Origin of the sequence: Streptococcus oriscaviae (assembly GCF_018137985.1) — a bacterium.
Lineage (GTDB): Bacteria > Bacillota > Bacilli > Lactobacillales > Streptococcaceae > Streptococcus > Streptococcus oriscaviae.
Map to the genome: position 1 here is coordinate 1,828,539 of NZ_CP073084.1, position 15,106 is coordinate 1,843,644.

Annotated in this window: 14 protein-coding genes and 1 pseudogene; 12 read left to right on the forward strand and 3 right to left on the reverse strand. The window is 45.6% G+C overall.

Annotated features, from left to right (window positions below; all coding sequences use genetic code 11):
- Nucleotides 1-38: 38 nt before the first annotated feature.
- Nucleotides 39-200: a hypothetical protein gene (locus INT76_RS09255; protein WP_212570142.1), complete on the reverse strand. Its 162-nt coding sequence runs from the start codon at nt 198-200 to the stop codon at nt 39-41.
- Between the two features lie 284 nt (nt 201-484).
- Here INT76_RS09255 and INT76_RS09260 point away from each other — a divergent pair, with 284 nt between their 5' ends.
- From INT76_RS09260 to INT76_RS09315, 12 genes and pseudogenes are all read left to right on the forward strand, one after another.
- Nucleotides 485-1,453, forward strand: coding sequence for a zinc-binding dehydrogenase (locus INT76_RS09260; RefSeq protein WP_212570143.1), 969 nt, complete (start codon nt 485-487; stop codon nt 1,451-1,453).
- Between the two features lies 1 nt (nt 1,454).
- Nucleotides 1,455-1,913: a MarR family winged helix-turn-helix transcriptional regulator gene (locus INT76_RS09265; protein ID WP_212570144.1), complete on the forward strand. Its 459-nt coding sequence runs from the start codon at nt 1,455-1,457 to the stop codon at nt 1,911-1,913.
- Nucleotides 1,906-2,640 carry an ABC transporter ATP-binding protein gene (locus INT76_RS09270; RefSeq protein WP_212570145.1) on the forward strand — a complete coding sequence of 245 codons (735 nt, stop codon included), beginning with the start codon at nt 1,906-1,908 and terminating at the stop codon, nt 2,638-2,640. Before INT76_RS09265 ends, INT76_RS09270 begins: the two co-directional genes overlap by 8 nt.
- Entirely contained in the window at nt 2,637-4,148 is a 1,512-nt protein-coding gene (locus tag INT76_RS09275; RefSeq protein WP_212570146.1) for an ABC transporter permease/substrate-binding protein, read from the forward strand. Before INT76_RS09270 ends, INT76_RS09275 begins: the two co-directional genes overlap by 4 nt.
- Before the next feature lie 89 nt (nt 4,149-4,237).
- Nucleotides 4,238-5,284, forward strand: a pseudogene (locus INT76_RS09280) (bifunctional transcriptional activator/DNA repair enzyme AdaA); the annotation flags it as partial.
- Between the two features lie 24 nt (nt 5,285-5,308).
- Nucleotides 5,309-6,070 carry a nuclear transport factor 2 family protein gene (locus INT76_RS09285; protein ID WP_212573057.1) on the forward strand — a complete coding sequence of 254 codons (762 nt, stop codon included), beginning with the start codon at nt 5,309-5,311 and terminating at the stop codon, nt 6,068-6,070.
- Nucleotides 6,071-6,233: 163 nt separating this feature from the next.
- The gene (locus INT76_RS09290; RefSeq protein ID WP_212570147.1) at nt 6,234-7,040 is read left to right on the forward strand and encodes a sugar phosphate isomerase/epimerase family protein; all 807 of its coding nucleotides are present in this window, start codon (nt 6,234-6,236) and stop codon (nt 7,038-7,040) included.
- 455 nt (nt 7,041-7,495) lie between these two features.
- A complete protein-coding gene (locus INT76_RS09295; RefSeq protein ID WP_212570148.1) occupies nt 7,496-7,927 on the forward strand; it encodes an Rrf2 family transcriptional regulator in 432 nt (143 codons plus the stop codon).
- A gap of 74 nt (nt 7,928-8,001) precedes the next feature.
- Nucleotides 8,002-9,006, forward strand: coding sequence for an NADP-dependent oxidoreductase (locus INT76_RS09300; protein WP_212570149.1), 1,005 nt, complete (start codon nt 8,002-8,004; stop codon nt 9,004-9,006).
- An 8-nt stretch (nt 9,007-9,014) separates the two neighbouring features.
- On the forward strand, nt 9,015-9,860 hold the full coding sequence (locus INT76_RS09305; protein ID WP_212570150.1) for an alpha/beta fold hydrolase: 846 nt from the start codon (nt 9,015-9,017) through the stop codon (nt 9,858-9,860).
- Nucleotides 9,853-10,722, forward strand: a complete 870-nt coding sequence (locus INT76_RS09310) for an SDR family NAD(P)-dependent oxidoreductase (RefSeq protein ID WP_212570151.1) — start codon at nt 9,853-9,855, stop codon at nt 10,720-10,722. Before INT76_RS09305 ends, INT76_RS09310 begins: the two co-directional genes overlap by 8 nt.
- Nucleotides 10,715-11,926, forward strand: a complete 1,212-nt coding sequence (locus INT76_RS09315; protein WP_212570152.1) for an NADH:flavin oxidoreductase/NADH oxidase family protein — start codon at nt 10,715-10,717, stop codon at nt 11,924-11,926. Before INT76_RS09310 ends, INT76_RS09315 begins: the two co-directional genes overlap by 8 nt.
- 89 nt (nt 11,927-12,015) lie before the next feature.
- Here the strand turns inward: INT76_RS09315 and INT76_RS09320 are convergent, their stop codons facing one another.
- Nucleotides 12,016-14,202, reverse strand: a complete 2,187-nt coding sequence (locus INT76_RS09320; protein ID WP_212570153.1) for an alpha-galactosidase — start codon at nt 14,200-14,202, stop codon at nt 12,016-12,018.
- Complete coding sequence (locus tag INT76_RS09325) at nt 14,183-15,049, reverse strand: AraC family transcriptional regulator (RefSeq protein WP_249116146.1); 867 nt, start codon at nt 15,047-15,049, stop codon at nt 14,183-14,185. Before INT76_RS09325 ends, INT76_RS09320 begins: the two co-directional genes overlap by 20 nt.
- Nucleotides 15,050-15,106: the final 57 nt, after the last annotated feature.

Here is a 15,106-nt window from a genome sequence, read left to right on the forward strand (position 1 = left end):
TTCAAATCAAAAACGCCTCAGGAATCTTCCTGGGGCGTTTAGTCGTCTTCATCCTCAATGTCGTCGTTGGATTCTTGCTCGAACAAGCTGGTTTCATCGTCTTCTTGATATTCCTGATTGAGAAAGCCACAGGAGGTCAAAAAGCTAACAGCCAAACAAAGACTGACCAACGCAAGCAACCATTTGTATCCTTTTTTCATGGGCAACTCCTTTATACTCTAAGTCCACATAACTATGTGTTCATGCCTTTTTGTTTCCTATTGTAAACAGAAGGTGCACGTTTGTCAAGGTATTATAGAATGCGAACAGACTGAAACGGTTCGTCTATTTGAAAATCGGGGTGCATCTTGTAAATGGTGTCTAGTTTATCTGTTTTTTATCTCAATTAGTCAAAATATTGTACTAATTTCTTGACAGGGTAAGAATAAAAGTATATAGTAAATGCAACTAGTAAAAACTATTGACTAATAACGGAGGGAATGGCATGAAAGCAGTAGTCGTATCTCAAGCAGGTGGCCCAGAAGTTCTTGAAGTCGTTGAACGCGAACGTCCTCGCCTCAAACCAGGCTGGTCGTTGGTCAAGGTCATGGGCTTTGGCATTAACCATTCGGAGATTTTTACCAGACAGGGACTGTCACCCAGCGTTTCCTTTCCCAGAGTTCTAGGCATTGAGCTGGTTGGTCTTATCGAAGAAACCAGCGACAGTCAGAATCTGCTGGTCGGACTCAAGGTGGTGTCTATCATGGGGGAGATGGGGCGTGCCTACGATGGCTCCTATGCTGAATACGCCTTGGTTCCTAACAGCAACCTTTATGTCATCAGGACTGACCTAGACTGGGCAGAGCTTGCCAGCGTTCCTGAAACCTACTATACAGCTTATGGTTCGATGAAAAATCTGAAGATTGAAGCCAGCGATAAGGTTCTGGTCAGGGGTGGAACCAGCGGTGTGGGCCAGGCCTTTGTCAAACTGGTCAAAGCCCGTTATCCCCATCTTTCAGTCTATGCCTCAGCCAGAAGTCTGGCGAAGAAGGATAAACTGCTAGCCTCTGGTTTTACAGATGTTATCGTGGACGAACAGGGCCGCCTGCAGACAGAGCTGACCTTTGATAAGATTTTGGAGCTGGTCGGGCCTGCCACCATAGCAGATTCTTTAGCTCACTTGCAAGAGGGCGGTATCGTCTGTTCAACTGGTCAGCTTGGCGGCAAATGGTATCTGGAAGATTTTGATCCAATTGAAATGCTGCGACACAACGTTTATCTGACCACTTTTGCATCAGGCAATGTTTCCAAAACCAAGCTTCAAGAGATGTTTGACTATATCGCAAGTTATCATGTCCCAGTCGGGCCTGAGAAGATTTTTTCACTGGACAGGATTCAAGAGGCCCATGCTTACTTGGAAGGAAAAGAGAGTTTTGGCAAAGTGATTGTACTAAACCATGAGAAGGAGAGTTAAGATGTCAGATTTACACCGACAAACCAAGCAGTATGCTCGTATTTTTGATCAGCAGCTGGCCTTTTATGAAGGCTATGCCAGACGGCATGGTTTACAGAGCAAGGGGCTTTACATGCTGATGTGGATCTACTACAATCCTCAAGGGATTACTCAGAAGCGTATCAGTGAAAAAACTTATGCCAGCAAGCAAGTGGTCAATGCAACCATCAAGAAATTTATAGAAAAAGGCTATCTGACCTGCAAAGAAAATCCTCAGGATAAGCGCCACAAGTTACTAACATTGACAGAAGCAGGCCGTTCCTATGCTTCAGCTATATTGGATCCATTAGAGGCTTTGGAGATGAAAGCGATGCAAGCCTTGTCTGATGAGGAACAGACCTTGTTTTTGCAGCTGTCAGAACGTTATAGCCAGTCCATTACAGCATTGTTTTTAAAGGAAGAAGGGGGGATCTATGATTGACTACCAAAATGTGACCCTAGACTGCTCTGTCAATGGGCCAATCTTACGCAACTTGACCTTTACCATTCAAGAAGGGGAGTTCTTTGTCCTCATTGGTCCCAGCGGCTGTGGAAAAACAACAACCTTGAAGTTGATTAACCGCCTCTTGGAGCAAACAGATGGCGATATTCTCTTTCAGGGCAAGCGGCTCAAGGACTACAATCTTCGGGAGCTGCGTCTGGAAACAGGTTATGTTCTCCAGCAGATTGCTCTTTTCCCAAATATGACCGTGGCAGAGAACATTGCCCTCATTCCTGAAATGAAGGGTATGGACAAGGCAGCGATTCTGGAAAAAACCAGAGAACTCTTGACCAAGGTGGGCTTGGAGCCTGACCAGTACCTGAACCGTCTGCCCAAGGACCTTTCTGGCGGAGAGCGGCAGCGGATTGGGATTTTGCGGGCCATTATTGCCAATCCCAAGGTCTTGCTCATGGATGAGCCCTTTTCAGCCTTGGACCCCATCAGCAGAAGTCAGCTCCAGGATTTGATCAAGGCTCTCCATCAGGAATTTGGTATGACAACCGTCTTTGTGACCCATGATATGGATGAGGCGGTCAAGCTGGCCGACCGAATTTGCCTCATGAAAGAGGGACAGGTTCTGCAGATTGGCAGCCCTGATGAGCTTCGCCATCATCCAGCAGATGACTTTGTCACCGAATTTATGCAGACAAGCGGAGGTGCCAAATGAACCTAATCCAAACCTTTGTAGAAAGACAGGGAGATTGGCAGATAGCCCTCTTTGAGCACCTACGGATTTCCCTACTCTCTTTGATTATCGCTATTGCCATCGCGGTTCCTCTAGGTCTGCTCTTGTCCAATAAAAAACGCCTGACCGAGTGGAGCCTGCAAATTACGGGAATCTTTCAGACCATTCCTTCTTTGGCACTCTTGGGGCTATTCATTCCCTTTATGGGTATTGGGACCCTGCCAGCTGTGGTGGCCCTGGTCATCTATGCAGTCTTTCCCATTCTGCAGGGAACCCTGACAGGACTGGCAGAGATTGACCCTTATCTGGAAGAAGCAGCGACCGCCTTTGGGATGACTAAGTGGGAAAAGCTGAAAAAATTTGAGTTGGCCCTGGCCATGCCCATTCTTATGTCGGGCATTCGGACAGCCGCCATCATGATTATCGGAACAGCCACTTTGGCCGCCCTGGTAGGGGCTGGCGGGCTGGGTTCCTTTATCCTGCTGGGCATTGACCGCAATGATTCGGCCCTGATTTTGATTGGGGCGGTGTCCTCGGCTGTCCTGGCAGTAGTCTTTGGCTATGTCATCAAGCTCTTACAGGATAAAAAGCCAAAAACCATCCTCTTGGCCTTGCTGGTCACCCTCTTTGCGGTTGGGGTCAGCTATGTTCCGGTTTTCCAAGGCCAGTCCAAGAAGGTTGTCATCGCTGGGAAACTGGGAGCCGAGCCTGAAATCCTGATCAATATGTACAAACTCCTGATTGAGGATCAAACTGATATTTCAGTCGACATCAAGCCTAATTTTGGCAAAACCAGCTTCCTCTATGAAGCCCTCAAGTCAGGCTCAATCGACATTTATCCAGAGTACACAGGCACCATCACGACCACCCTTTTGACCAATCCTCCGACAGACCTGTCCAACAATCCAGAAGAGGTCTATGAGGCGGCCCGCAAGGCTATCTTGGAACAGGATGGTCTGGTTTATCTGCAACCCATGGACTTCCAAAACACCTTTGCCATTGCGGTGACGGAAGACTATGCCAAGGCAAATGGCCTTACAACCATTTCAGACTTGGCCAAGGTTCAGGGCACAGCAGTCGCTGGTTTCTCCCTGGAATTTAATGACAGGGAAGATGGGAATTTGGGCCTGAAAAACCTCTATGGTCTCAACCTCACTGTCAAGACCATGGAGCCAGCTCTGCGCTACGAAGCCATTAAAAACGGGGATGTGCAGATTGTGGAAGCCTTCTCAACAGACAGCAAGGTGGTTACTTACAAGCTGAAAATCCTAGAAGACGACAAACAGCTCTTCCCTCCTTATCAGGCCGCTCCGCTTTTGTCCCAAGAAACCTTAGAGAAATACCCAGAGTTGGAGCAAGTTCTAGGAGTTCTGGCGGGTAAAATCTCGACCGAGGAGATGACCCAGATGAACTATGCGGTCGATGTGGAAGGCAAATCGGCTGAAGAAGTGGCGAGGGAATATTTAGAAAAAGAAAATTTACTAAAATAGGAGTCTGTGGAAATACTTGTTCATTTTTCGGAAGTTTTCTTATTCATCCTGATGTATAATGGGGTGATTAGAAAATGCGAGGTAGTGAAATGATTACGGATGAAATGCTAAGAAAACAATACTATAAGGCACTGGTTAATCGAGATAGTGACTTTGATGGTATCTTTTTTGCAGCAATCAAAACAACAGGAGTTTTCTGTCACGCTACTTGTCGGGCGAGAAAACCAAAATTTGAAAATTGTTTCTTTTACGAAAGAGCAGAAGAAGCTTTATTGGCAGGATATCGCCCGTGTAAGATTTGTAATCCCATGTCCTATCCCAATCAATTACCAGATGAGGTCAAGATATTGGTCGAAGCGGTAGAGGAGAATCCAGAGAAGCGATGGAAGGAAGAGGATTTTCGGAAACTGGGCATTCACTCGGCGACCGTAAGAAGAAAATTTAAGGATATTTACCAGATGACCTTTGTTCAGTATGCACGTGCTAGACGAATGGGACTTGCTTTTAAGAATATAGAAAATGGACAAAAAGTTATCCACCAACAAGTAGCGATGGGGTATCAATCTGCTAGTGGCTTTAATGATGCTTTTAGTAAGATAATGGGAAATCCAGCTAAGAAGACGGAGGTAAAACTGATAATCTCTACTTTCATCATGACACCACTAGGGCGTATGATTGCTCTAGCAGATGAGGACTATCTCTATTTACTAGAGTTTGATAATCGCAGAGGACTTGAACGTGAGATTGAGCGTCTACGCCAGAAGTTTAACGCAAGAATTTTTCAAGGAAAAAATTCTCTGTTGAGGCGTTTAGAAGAGGAATTGTCAGCTTATTTTGCGGGACAGACAGCAATATTTACGACCCCTCTATATTTATTTGGCTCACCATTTCAACAGAAAGTTTGGGAACAATTACAAGAAATTCCAGTTGGAGAAACACGTTCTTATAAAGATTTGGCAGGAAATTTAGGAGATGTTAATAAGGTGAGGGCGGTTGGTAATGCTAATGGAGCCAATCAAATTTCCATTTTAATTCCTTGTCATCGTGTTATTGCCAGTAATGGTGATTTGGGCGGTTATGGTGGAGGAGTGGCACGCAAACAATACCTTCTTGACTTAGAACAGGAAATAAAGCAAAAAAATAAAAAACAGGAAAAAATTATGTCCAATCAACTAGAAAACGCAAAAAATCTCTACCTCCGTGGCATTCGAGACGGAGAAATCAAGGAAGTTCATGAAAACTATATGGGAGCCAGCTACACCCAGCACAGTACAGGTGTGCCTGATGAAAAGGAGGGCTTTGCGGCTTTCTTTGAGGACTTTTTCAAGCGCAATCCCAAGCGGGAAATCACCATTGTCCGTGCGATTGAAGACGGGAATTTCGTCTTTGTTCATGTCCACCAGAAACTCAATGATGGTGAGGCTGAGTGGGTGACGGCGGACATCTTCCGCTCGGATGACCAAGGCCGCATCGTCGAGCACTGGGATGTTATTGACGCCTATCCAAAAACCATTGGCCAAACAGACCCGATTTACGCAGACTTTGAGCTGACCGATTTGGACAAGACCGAGGAAAACAAGAAAATCGTCCGTCGCTTCTTGGTCGATGTCCTTCAAAATGGGGAAATCGAAAAATTTGACGACTATGTGGCAGATGACTTGATTCAGCACAACCAAGAAATCGCCCAGGGCGGTGCAGCTTATAAGGACTATCTTGTAGAGAATCAAGTTACCTACGACTTTGTTTTCAAGGTGATGGGACAGGGTGACTATGTGGTGGCCTATTCCAAGGTCTGGATCGCAGGTCAGGACTACGCCCACTTTGACATCTACCGCCTCAAGGACGGCAAGATTGTGGAGCATTGGGACAACAAGGAAGTCATGCCAGACAAAAAAGACTTGACCAATCTCGGGAAGTTTTAAGGCTACGAGTTTAGTCAATGGCCCTGTGAAATCAAACAGATCCTAGCGCCGTAGCTTGCTGCGGTGTTTTCTAATGTTACAAAAGGGAACAGAAACACTTGAGTTGAGAAAAAAGTGACGGTATATCTGTTATAATGGGTCTTGAGAGATAGGAGGTAGCTATATGCGTTTAGGACTAAAATCAAGTGCTGATCCCAACCAAGTAGAAAGCCGTCTGAAACATCAGCCAAGCGTCTTTGAATTTTATACCTCGGAAGAAAATTTTACAAAAGAGGGACTGTCTAGGCTGGAACAGGGGATTAGGAGAGTAAAGGATGCTGGCATTCGGGATATCATCCTGCACCACCCTGTATTTTATCGAGGGGAGATGCTGGAGCTGGTTGCCAAGGCTGACTGCCATCCACAATTAGTGGATTTTATTGATTTTTCCACAAGGACTTTGCTAGATTTGGCTGCTCAGTATGACATACAGGTGCTGGTTCATGGCTCCTACGAAAAACAGACCCATGCTTTTATTGCGGATTATCGGAGTTTGGCTGAAGCTACGGAAGTCCTTTGGCAAAGACTGGATACTTATCGGGACTTGGGAAAAGATCGGATTATGTTTGAAAATTCCATTTCCCCTCTCTTTTGTTTTGGGCATAGGGAGCTTGAGCGTGAGATTTTTAAGCGCAGCTATCGTCTGGCCTACGATGTTTCCCACGCCTTCATCGCCTTAAAGGGGAAACAGGAGGCCTTGGAAGAGTCTTTGACCTATTTGAAAGATCATATTGTGCACTATCATTTGGTTGATTCAAAAGGGCAGGAGCATGACAGTCTGCCTCTGGGCCAAGGGTCCATCGACTGGAAGCGGGTTATTCCCTTGCTCAATCCAAAAGCCACTAGCATCTATGAAATTGATCTGGTAGATATGCTCGATCCCAAAGAACAGCTGGAGAGCCATGCCTATCTCCAGCAGCTTTTCCCATAAACTCTGTGCAGGCAGGGTCAAAAGCTTCAATTTCGTTTCTGCTATGGGAGCCAATAGTAAAACAGGCTATAAGTATCTACAAGTCAAGGCCGTTTGGATGAGGACTTGCTCAAACTGAATCTATACACTCACCGCTTTTATCGGCCGTCTATGTTGATTGCACCCAAGCGAGAGGGGCTGACAGTAGACAAGGGCATTTGAATCAAAATCTTCCAAGTCATCTCGCCCGTTCTGGTCGGTCCTGTGGCAGGCTGGAAGGGCATTCGGCTAGGGCAGGTCGCCCGTGCTATGGTTCAAAATGCTTTGGCAGAAAAGAGGCAAACTGCTTATCTTCATAAGGATAGGGTCAATTCGTCACAACCAATCGGTTGTGATTTTTTAAACCAAATCCTTGCCAAGGGAAATGTTTTGTGTTAAACTTGTTCGTGTATCAGATACAACACAAAGGAGAACCTATGGACACTAAGTTTTCTGTTGCCCTTCACATTCTTACCATGATTAGCGAGAGCAGTGATGTCATGACATCGCAGGCCTTGGCAAACAGTGTTGGCACCAATGCCAGCTATATCCGAAAGGTCATTGCCCTCTTGAAAAACGCAGGCCTTATCCAGTCCCAGCAGGGCAAGGCTGGTTATGAGCTGAGCAAGGAGCCAGCTGAGATGAGCCTCTTGGAAATCTACTTTGCAACCCAGGAAGTCACCCATATCCAACTCTTTCAGCAGCACCAGCATGTCAATCAGGAATGCCCTGTCGGCAAGCATATTGTAGGCGCAGTGAGCCCAATTTTTACCAAGGTTGAAAAACAACTGGAGGAAGACTTGGCCCAGCAAAGTTTGGACAAGGTGATTGAGAATCTTTACGCGGAAGCCAAGCAAAAGCGCATCTGACTGGCTTAGTCAGATTTTCTTAGAATACAGTTAGACCTGTATCAGATACAAGTTGTTAAATAAAAGGAGAAACCATGAAAGCAGCACAACACATATCTTATAACAAAAACAATATCGCCCTCAGCCTGACTGACATTGCCAAACCACAAATCCAACCCAACCAAGTCCTGGTCAAAGTGACCGCAGCAGGCGTCAATCCCCTGGATAATATGATTTCTCGCGGAGATGTCAAAATGATTGTTCCTTATAAATTGCCACAAACAGCTGGCAATGAGGTTGTTGGCCTGGTCGAAGAAGTCGGTGCAACTGTAACCACATTTGCAGCAGGCGACCGTGTCTTCGGCCGCCTTCCGCTTGATAGTATCGGTGCTTTTGCCGAGTATGCGGCGGTGGAAGTAGCTGCCCTTGCCAAAGTCCCAGACTACCTGACCGATGTGGAGGCGGCGGCCGTTCCCCTGACGGCCCTGACCATTATGCAGGCGCTGGATCTCATGGGGGCTGAGGCTGGTAAGACCATCTTCATCTCAGGGGGAACCGGTGGTGTCGGCGGTATGGCCATTCCAATCGCCAAGGCCAAGGGCTTGACTGTTATCACAAATGGAGATGGAGCAAATGCAGAGCGGGTCTTGGCGCTGGGAGCAGACCAGTTTATCGACTACAAGACAGAAGATTACACCAAAACCCTCTCCCAAATCGACTATGTTCTGGACACACTGGGCGGTGCAGAGACGGAGAAACAAATGTCGATCATGAAAAAAGGTGGACAGTTGGTTTCCCTTCGTGCCATGCCAAATGGCGCCTTTGCCAAACGCATGAACCTGCCAAAATGGAAACAAGTCCTGTTTGGCTTGGTTGGTCGCAAGTTTGACAAGATGGCTGACAGCTACGGCGTGCACTACCATTTCATTTTCGTAGAAAGCAATGGCCAGCAGCTGCAAGAAGTAGCAGACATTTTCAGCAAGCTTGAAATCAAACCGTCAATCGATACCGTTTATCCATTTGAAGAAGTCAACGCAGCCCTTGATAAGGTTGCCAACGGCCGTTCACGCGGAAAAACCGTCCTCAGTTTTGAAAAATAGGAGAAGTCATGTCTTATATCACAAAAAAAAATAACTATATTACTGTCGCTGGGAACCAAATCGCCTATCGTGAGCTCAGCAAGGGCAAGTCAGACCTTCCTTTGGTCATGCTGGTTCACCTAGCAGCGACCTTGGACAACTGGGATCCAAAATTGCTGGATTTGCTGGCTGAACAGCACCATGTGATTGTCCTAGACCTGCCTGGCGTGGGAGCTAGTCAGGGCAAGGTAGCACCGACTATTCCAGGAATGGCCGAGCAGGCTCTTGCCATCATCAAGGCTTTGGGTCATGAGAAAATCAATCTGCTGGGTCTGTCTATGGGTGGTTTTATTGCCCAAGAAATTGTCCGTCTGGATAGTCAGCTAGTCAACCGTTTGATTTTAGCAGGCACAGGTCCTCGTGGTGGTGTTGAAGTCGATAAGGTGACAGGAAAAACCTTCCGCTATATGCTGAGGGCTGGCTTTGAGCGTGTGGATCCAAAACGCTACATCTTTTACAATCATGATGAAGCAGGTCGTTTCGAGGCAGAAAAAGTCTTGGGTCGTATGGGCCAAAGAAGGGCAACTGATGCTGACAAAGCCATGAAGGTTCCAGGATTTTTGACACAGCTGAAAGCTATCAAAGGCTGGGGCAGAGAGCCTCAAGACGAGCTGGCCTTTATCACGCAACCAACCCTGATTGTCAATGGCGATAAGGATATGCAAGTTCCAACTGAAAATTCCTATATCATGCACGAGAAAATCAAAAACAGCCAACTGATCATCTATACCAATGCAGGTCACGGCTCCATCTTCCAAAATGCAGAGGAGTTTTCAAAATCTTTGATGGCCTTTTTGGAGGAAACCAATGCCTAAAACCATTTTAATCACAAGTTCAACAGACGGAATAGGCAAACACCTAGCCATGAAATTGGCCAGTGAAGGTCATGAAGTCATCTTGCACGGGCGAAATAGCGAAAAACTCCGAGTTACTCTCAGTGATATCCACCTAAAAACAGGAAATAAAAAGGTTCACGGCTATCTTGCAGACTTTTCCAAGTTAGCAGATGTCTATCGTTTCAGCCAAGAGATTAAACGAGATTTTGAGCAGATTGATGTCTTGTTCAACAATGCGGGAGCCTACTTTGGTGATGCCCGTGTGGCAACGGCAGAAAATATCAAGATGACCTTCATGCTGTCTGTCCAAGTTCCCTATATCCTGACGACGGAGTTGCTGCCCTTGCTGGAAAAAGCAGCAGGCAGGGTCATTCATACCTCTTCTTTCATGCACCATTTTGCACAAATCAGAGGCTTGGATTTTGGTTTAGAGCAGAGCTATTCTGCAGCCATGGCTTACAATAATGCCAAACTATACACCATTTGGCTGGCCATAGCTCAGGTAGAAGCCTTAGAAAAGCAAGGGTCATCTGTGACCATCAATGCCTACCATCCTGGCTTGATTGCGACAAATCTGGGCAATGATGGCGTCAAACGCAACCTGAAAAGTCGGATTCTCACTCGTCTGATGAAACCATTTTCCAAGGATTTGGACCAGGGGATTGAAACAGGTTACTACTTAAGCCTGTCACCAGAAGTGGCTGGGGCGTCAGGTCGCTATTTTGCAGAAAAGAAAGTGGCAAAGGTCAGCCTAAAAGGCTTTGATTGGACAAAGAGCCAAGCCTTACTAGCCTATCTTGATAAGAAAATCCACGTATTCAAGGAGGGCTACCGTGACTAAGATCTTGCTAGAAAGCCTGCAACTGCCCAATGATCAGGTCTTAGACAATCGCTTTTTCAAATCCGCCATGAGCGAAACCATGGCAGATAGTCAGGGAGCTCCCTCAGATGACCTGATCGCCTTATATGATTTTTGGGCCAAGCAGGGAATGGGCGTCTTAGTGACAGGCAATGTCATGGTGGACGGCCGCTACCTTGGTGAGCCGGGCAATGTGGTTCTTGATTCTGAAGCTCATCTGGCTCAATTTCGGAAATGGGCAGCCATTGGGAAAAAGAACGGTGTGCCTATCTGGCTCCAGCTCAATCACCCTGGCAAACAGATGTATCGCTCCATCAATCAAACCCCCATTGCACCCAGTGCCATTCCGATTTCAGGTGGTTCAGCTTCTGCCTTTCGTCCTCCGAGAGAGATGACCGTGTTTGACATCAAAGAAGCCAGGGATAACTTTATTGCAGCAGGCCTTCGGGCAAAAGCTGCAGGATTTACAGGTGTACAGTTGCACGCTGCACATGGTTACTTGATCAATCAATTCCTCTCGCCAGCAGATAATCAGCGGACGGACGTTTATGGTGGAAGTCTGGACAATCGCATGCGCTTCTTGGTGGAAATCTACCAAGGTCTGCGTGAAAAAGTGGGGCCAGATTTTACCATCGCCTTGAAATTGAATGCTTCCGATTTTAAGGAAGAAGGCTTTGGTTTTGAGGATTGTAAGCATGTGGTGAAAACCATGTCTGACTTGGGTATCGACCTGATTGAAATTTCAGGTGGCAATTATGAGACGCCGGTTTTTGGCAGTGAATATGAGAATGGGGCTGGATTTGTGACCTATGCCCTTGCCTTAGCAGATTTGACTTCTGTTCCTATTGTTTCAACAGGCGGTTTCCGAAAAGTCACTCAGATGGAGGAGGCTATCAAGGATGGTGTGTCCATGATTGGTCTTGCCAGACCCTTTGTCCTTCGTGCAAGTCTAGTCAATGATTACCGTCAAGTCGGTGATGTGCAACTGACAACGCCTCGCCTGACAACAGGTCTTCCAAAACTGGATCAGGCTCTTGGTCCCATTATCGGTGTCAGTTATTACGAGGCCCAGATGAAAGGCTTGGCCAAGGGAAAAAGTGTCAAAATCAGTCAGCATGCCTGGCCCTATCTTCTTCAAACCATCAAGGCCCACGGTCTGTCAGCCTTGAAACCGAGGAGGAAGTAGGCGGTAAGAAGAACAGTAGTAGCAACAGTATCCAGAAAAACATTGAAATGAAAAGTACACTAGGTTCACACATGTTCCTAGTGTACTTTTTATATTCTGCGTAATTCCAGACTATAAGACTGAAAATCACTGGCTGCAAATGGAATATGAATACCAGAATAGGCCAACTCAGCTCCTGAAAATTCTCTTCCGTTTTGGTCTACATAGTTTGCGTCTTGGTCAAGATATGGAATCTTAATAATGGTATGATGCTGAGAGACCTTGAAGATATTTCTAAAGGCAACGAGTTGATAGTGGGATTTATCAGGACTTTCAAACAGCCAGGCAGTCTGATTACTAGTGAAAGGAGACTGCAAGCGATAGAAATTACCGTGTTTTATAAGGGGACGCTGTTTTTTGTATTCCTTGATATGCTCCATAACCACCACCTCCTCTTCCTCAGAAAAGTCAAGTAGATTGAGTTCGTAGCCCATATTCGTAGCAGATGCTAGATCGAGGCGGGTTTGAAGCGGGGTCACTCGCTGAGTTTGATGGTTGGGAGTAACAGAAACATGTCCAGTCAATTGATAGGGATGGAAGAGATAGCTTGCCCCGTCTTGAATCGCCTGGCGGTCAAATCCATCTGTATTATCACTTGCCCAAGTTTGTGGGAAGTAGTAGAGCATCCCGTAATCCAATCGGCCACCGCCACTAGAACAGTTTTCAATCAATAAGTCAGGGAAGCGTTTGGTAATAGTGTCAACAATTCGGTAGAGACCCAGCATATAACGATGGGCAAATTCTTTTGCACTACCTAGAACAGTTACCTGACTTTCGTGTTCTACCAGATGTCTATTCATATCCCACTTGATATAATCGACTTGGTAGCTCTGAATAAAGTGGGTCAGGGTATCAATCAGCCAGTCCTGAACCTCTCTTTGACTTAGGTCCAGACAATATTGGTGACGGCTATACAATGGGGGGCGGAACTTGGAACCCACTACCCAATGAGGTTTTTCTTGAACCAGAAGACTCCTTGAGGAAATCATTTCGGGTTCAAACCAGATACCAAATTGCAGGCCATGTTCATGACAGGTCTGAATGAGGGGGTGGAGGTCATGGGGAAATTTTTCTCTGTCAACCGTCCAGTCACCAAGAGAAGACCGACTATTCTCCCTTCCTAGAAACCAACCGTCATCTAAAATAACAGCTTCAAACCCAAGCTGAGCAGCTTTGGAGATAAGTGAGGCCATCTTTTCATGATTGACATCAAAGTAGGTCATCTCCCAGCTGTTGACTAAAATTGGAGCGTAACGATGTGCAAACTGAGGCGGAACAAGATGGTCTTTCGTAAAGCGATGAAATTGTTGCGACATGCCGTTAAAACCTTCTTTACTATAGGTGAGGATAGCTTGGGGTGTCTGAAAGCTATCATTTGGTTTGAGTTTCCATGAAAAGCTATCTGGATTTAGCCCGATTTGCAGACGAACAAAGTCATACTGATTACGCTCTACAGATTCAGCGTGTTCGCCACTATAGATCAAGGTCATGGCTTTTACTTCACCTGAAAAATCATCTGTGTTTGCAGATGAAATAGCAAGAAAAGGGGGATACTGTGGACCGCTAGCCCCTCTCCGTGTAGACTGCATGCTTTGTCCTGGATGGATTTCTTTCTTCTGTAATTGAAATTCAGCCTGATGGGAACCGCTAAAACTTGTCAGCACTTGATAATCGAAGGGAATATCAATAGAAGCACTCATCAACTTATTGATCATCACGGGATTTTTTCCGTGGTTCAGCAGTTTGTAAGAACGAACGATGCTGTCATGATTTTGGAAAATAGTATAATAGTGTTCCAGTGTCAGTTGGGCTTTTTCATCTACAAAAGTCAATATCAAGGTTTGGGCAGGACTGTCCTGGTTGTTTCGAGCATGTGGCAGGCCTTCAAGTTCAGGAGTCCCTTCAATAATCTGATAGGATTGAAAGTCAAAATGGACGATTTGAGAAAGATTAGCCAAGATAACTTCAAGACTAGGCTCCATATAGTCCCCCTGATAGGGCAAGGAAAATTCAAGGGGATAGGCTTCGAGGGACTCCTGAGGTTGGTCAAAATCTCTAAAGGCCGCAAAGGTCTTTTTCTGGCTGGGTGCCTGATTCCAAGCGTGGAAGTGAGTCAGTTTTGGCCCCCAATAACGATGAAAGAGCTGCTGGTTTTGGTAAAGTTCCAGAATATAAGACATACGGGCGTTGGAGAGGTAAAAAAAGTTCTGTTGCTGATCAAAGCGAATCTGAATCATGGGCCTGTTCCTTTCGATAATGCAGAGGAGAGCTTCCTGTTTCCTTCTTGAAAAATTTGGAGAAGGAGAGGCTATCAGTAAATCCAACGGACTGGGAAATCAACGAAACGGAATCGCTGGTTTCGAGAAGTAGTTCCTTGGCCTTTCGAATCCGTAAATTTGTCAGATAGCTTTTGGGAGTGGTATTGGTTTCCTTCTTAAAAATATTGGCCAGATAGTTGGGATGAACCCCCACAAACTCTGCAACATCAGTCATTTGGATAGGATCATGGTAATGTAAATCCATAAAATGTCTAGCAAGTGTAGAAAGTTGCTGATTGGTAGATTGGTTCAAAATCCCTATTTCCTCGGTCAAATCACCCAGAAGACTATACATCAGTCCGTTAATTTTCAAGAAGGAACTAAAGGTGTCGCCCGAACTGTCAAGAATGCTTGCAATCATGCCTTCATACTGGCTAGCATCTCTGCAATCATAGACAAATTGGTGTCTTTCGGCAGCCTGATAAATAAAGTTTGACTTAATTCCCAAAAAACCAATCCAAGAATATCTCCAAGGATCAGTGGCATCAGCGGTATACTTGAACCAATATCCTGCAGGAATAATAAATAGTTGATTAGCCTTAATGTCGTAGACTTTGTCTTCAATCTCAAAGGTTCCTTTTCCTTGACTGACAAAGGTAATGAGATGGTATTCACGACCTTTTAGACTATAGGAGTAGTTGGGGATGCATTGTTCGATACCGCTACTGTAAAGAATTAAGTCCGAGATATGTTTGTTACTAAAATCAGTAAAACGATCAGTGTATTGTTTGAGATAGTGTTCCATATCTACAGTATAGCGAAACAAGAAATAAAATACCAGAAGAGATTAGATTTTTCCATAAAGTACTATAAATTTTCTATA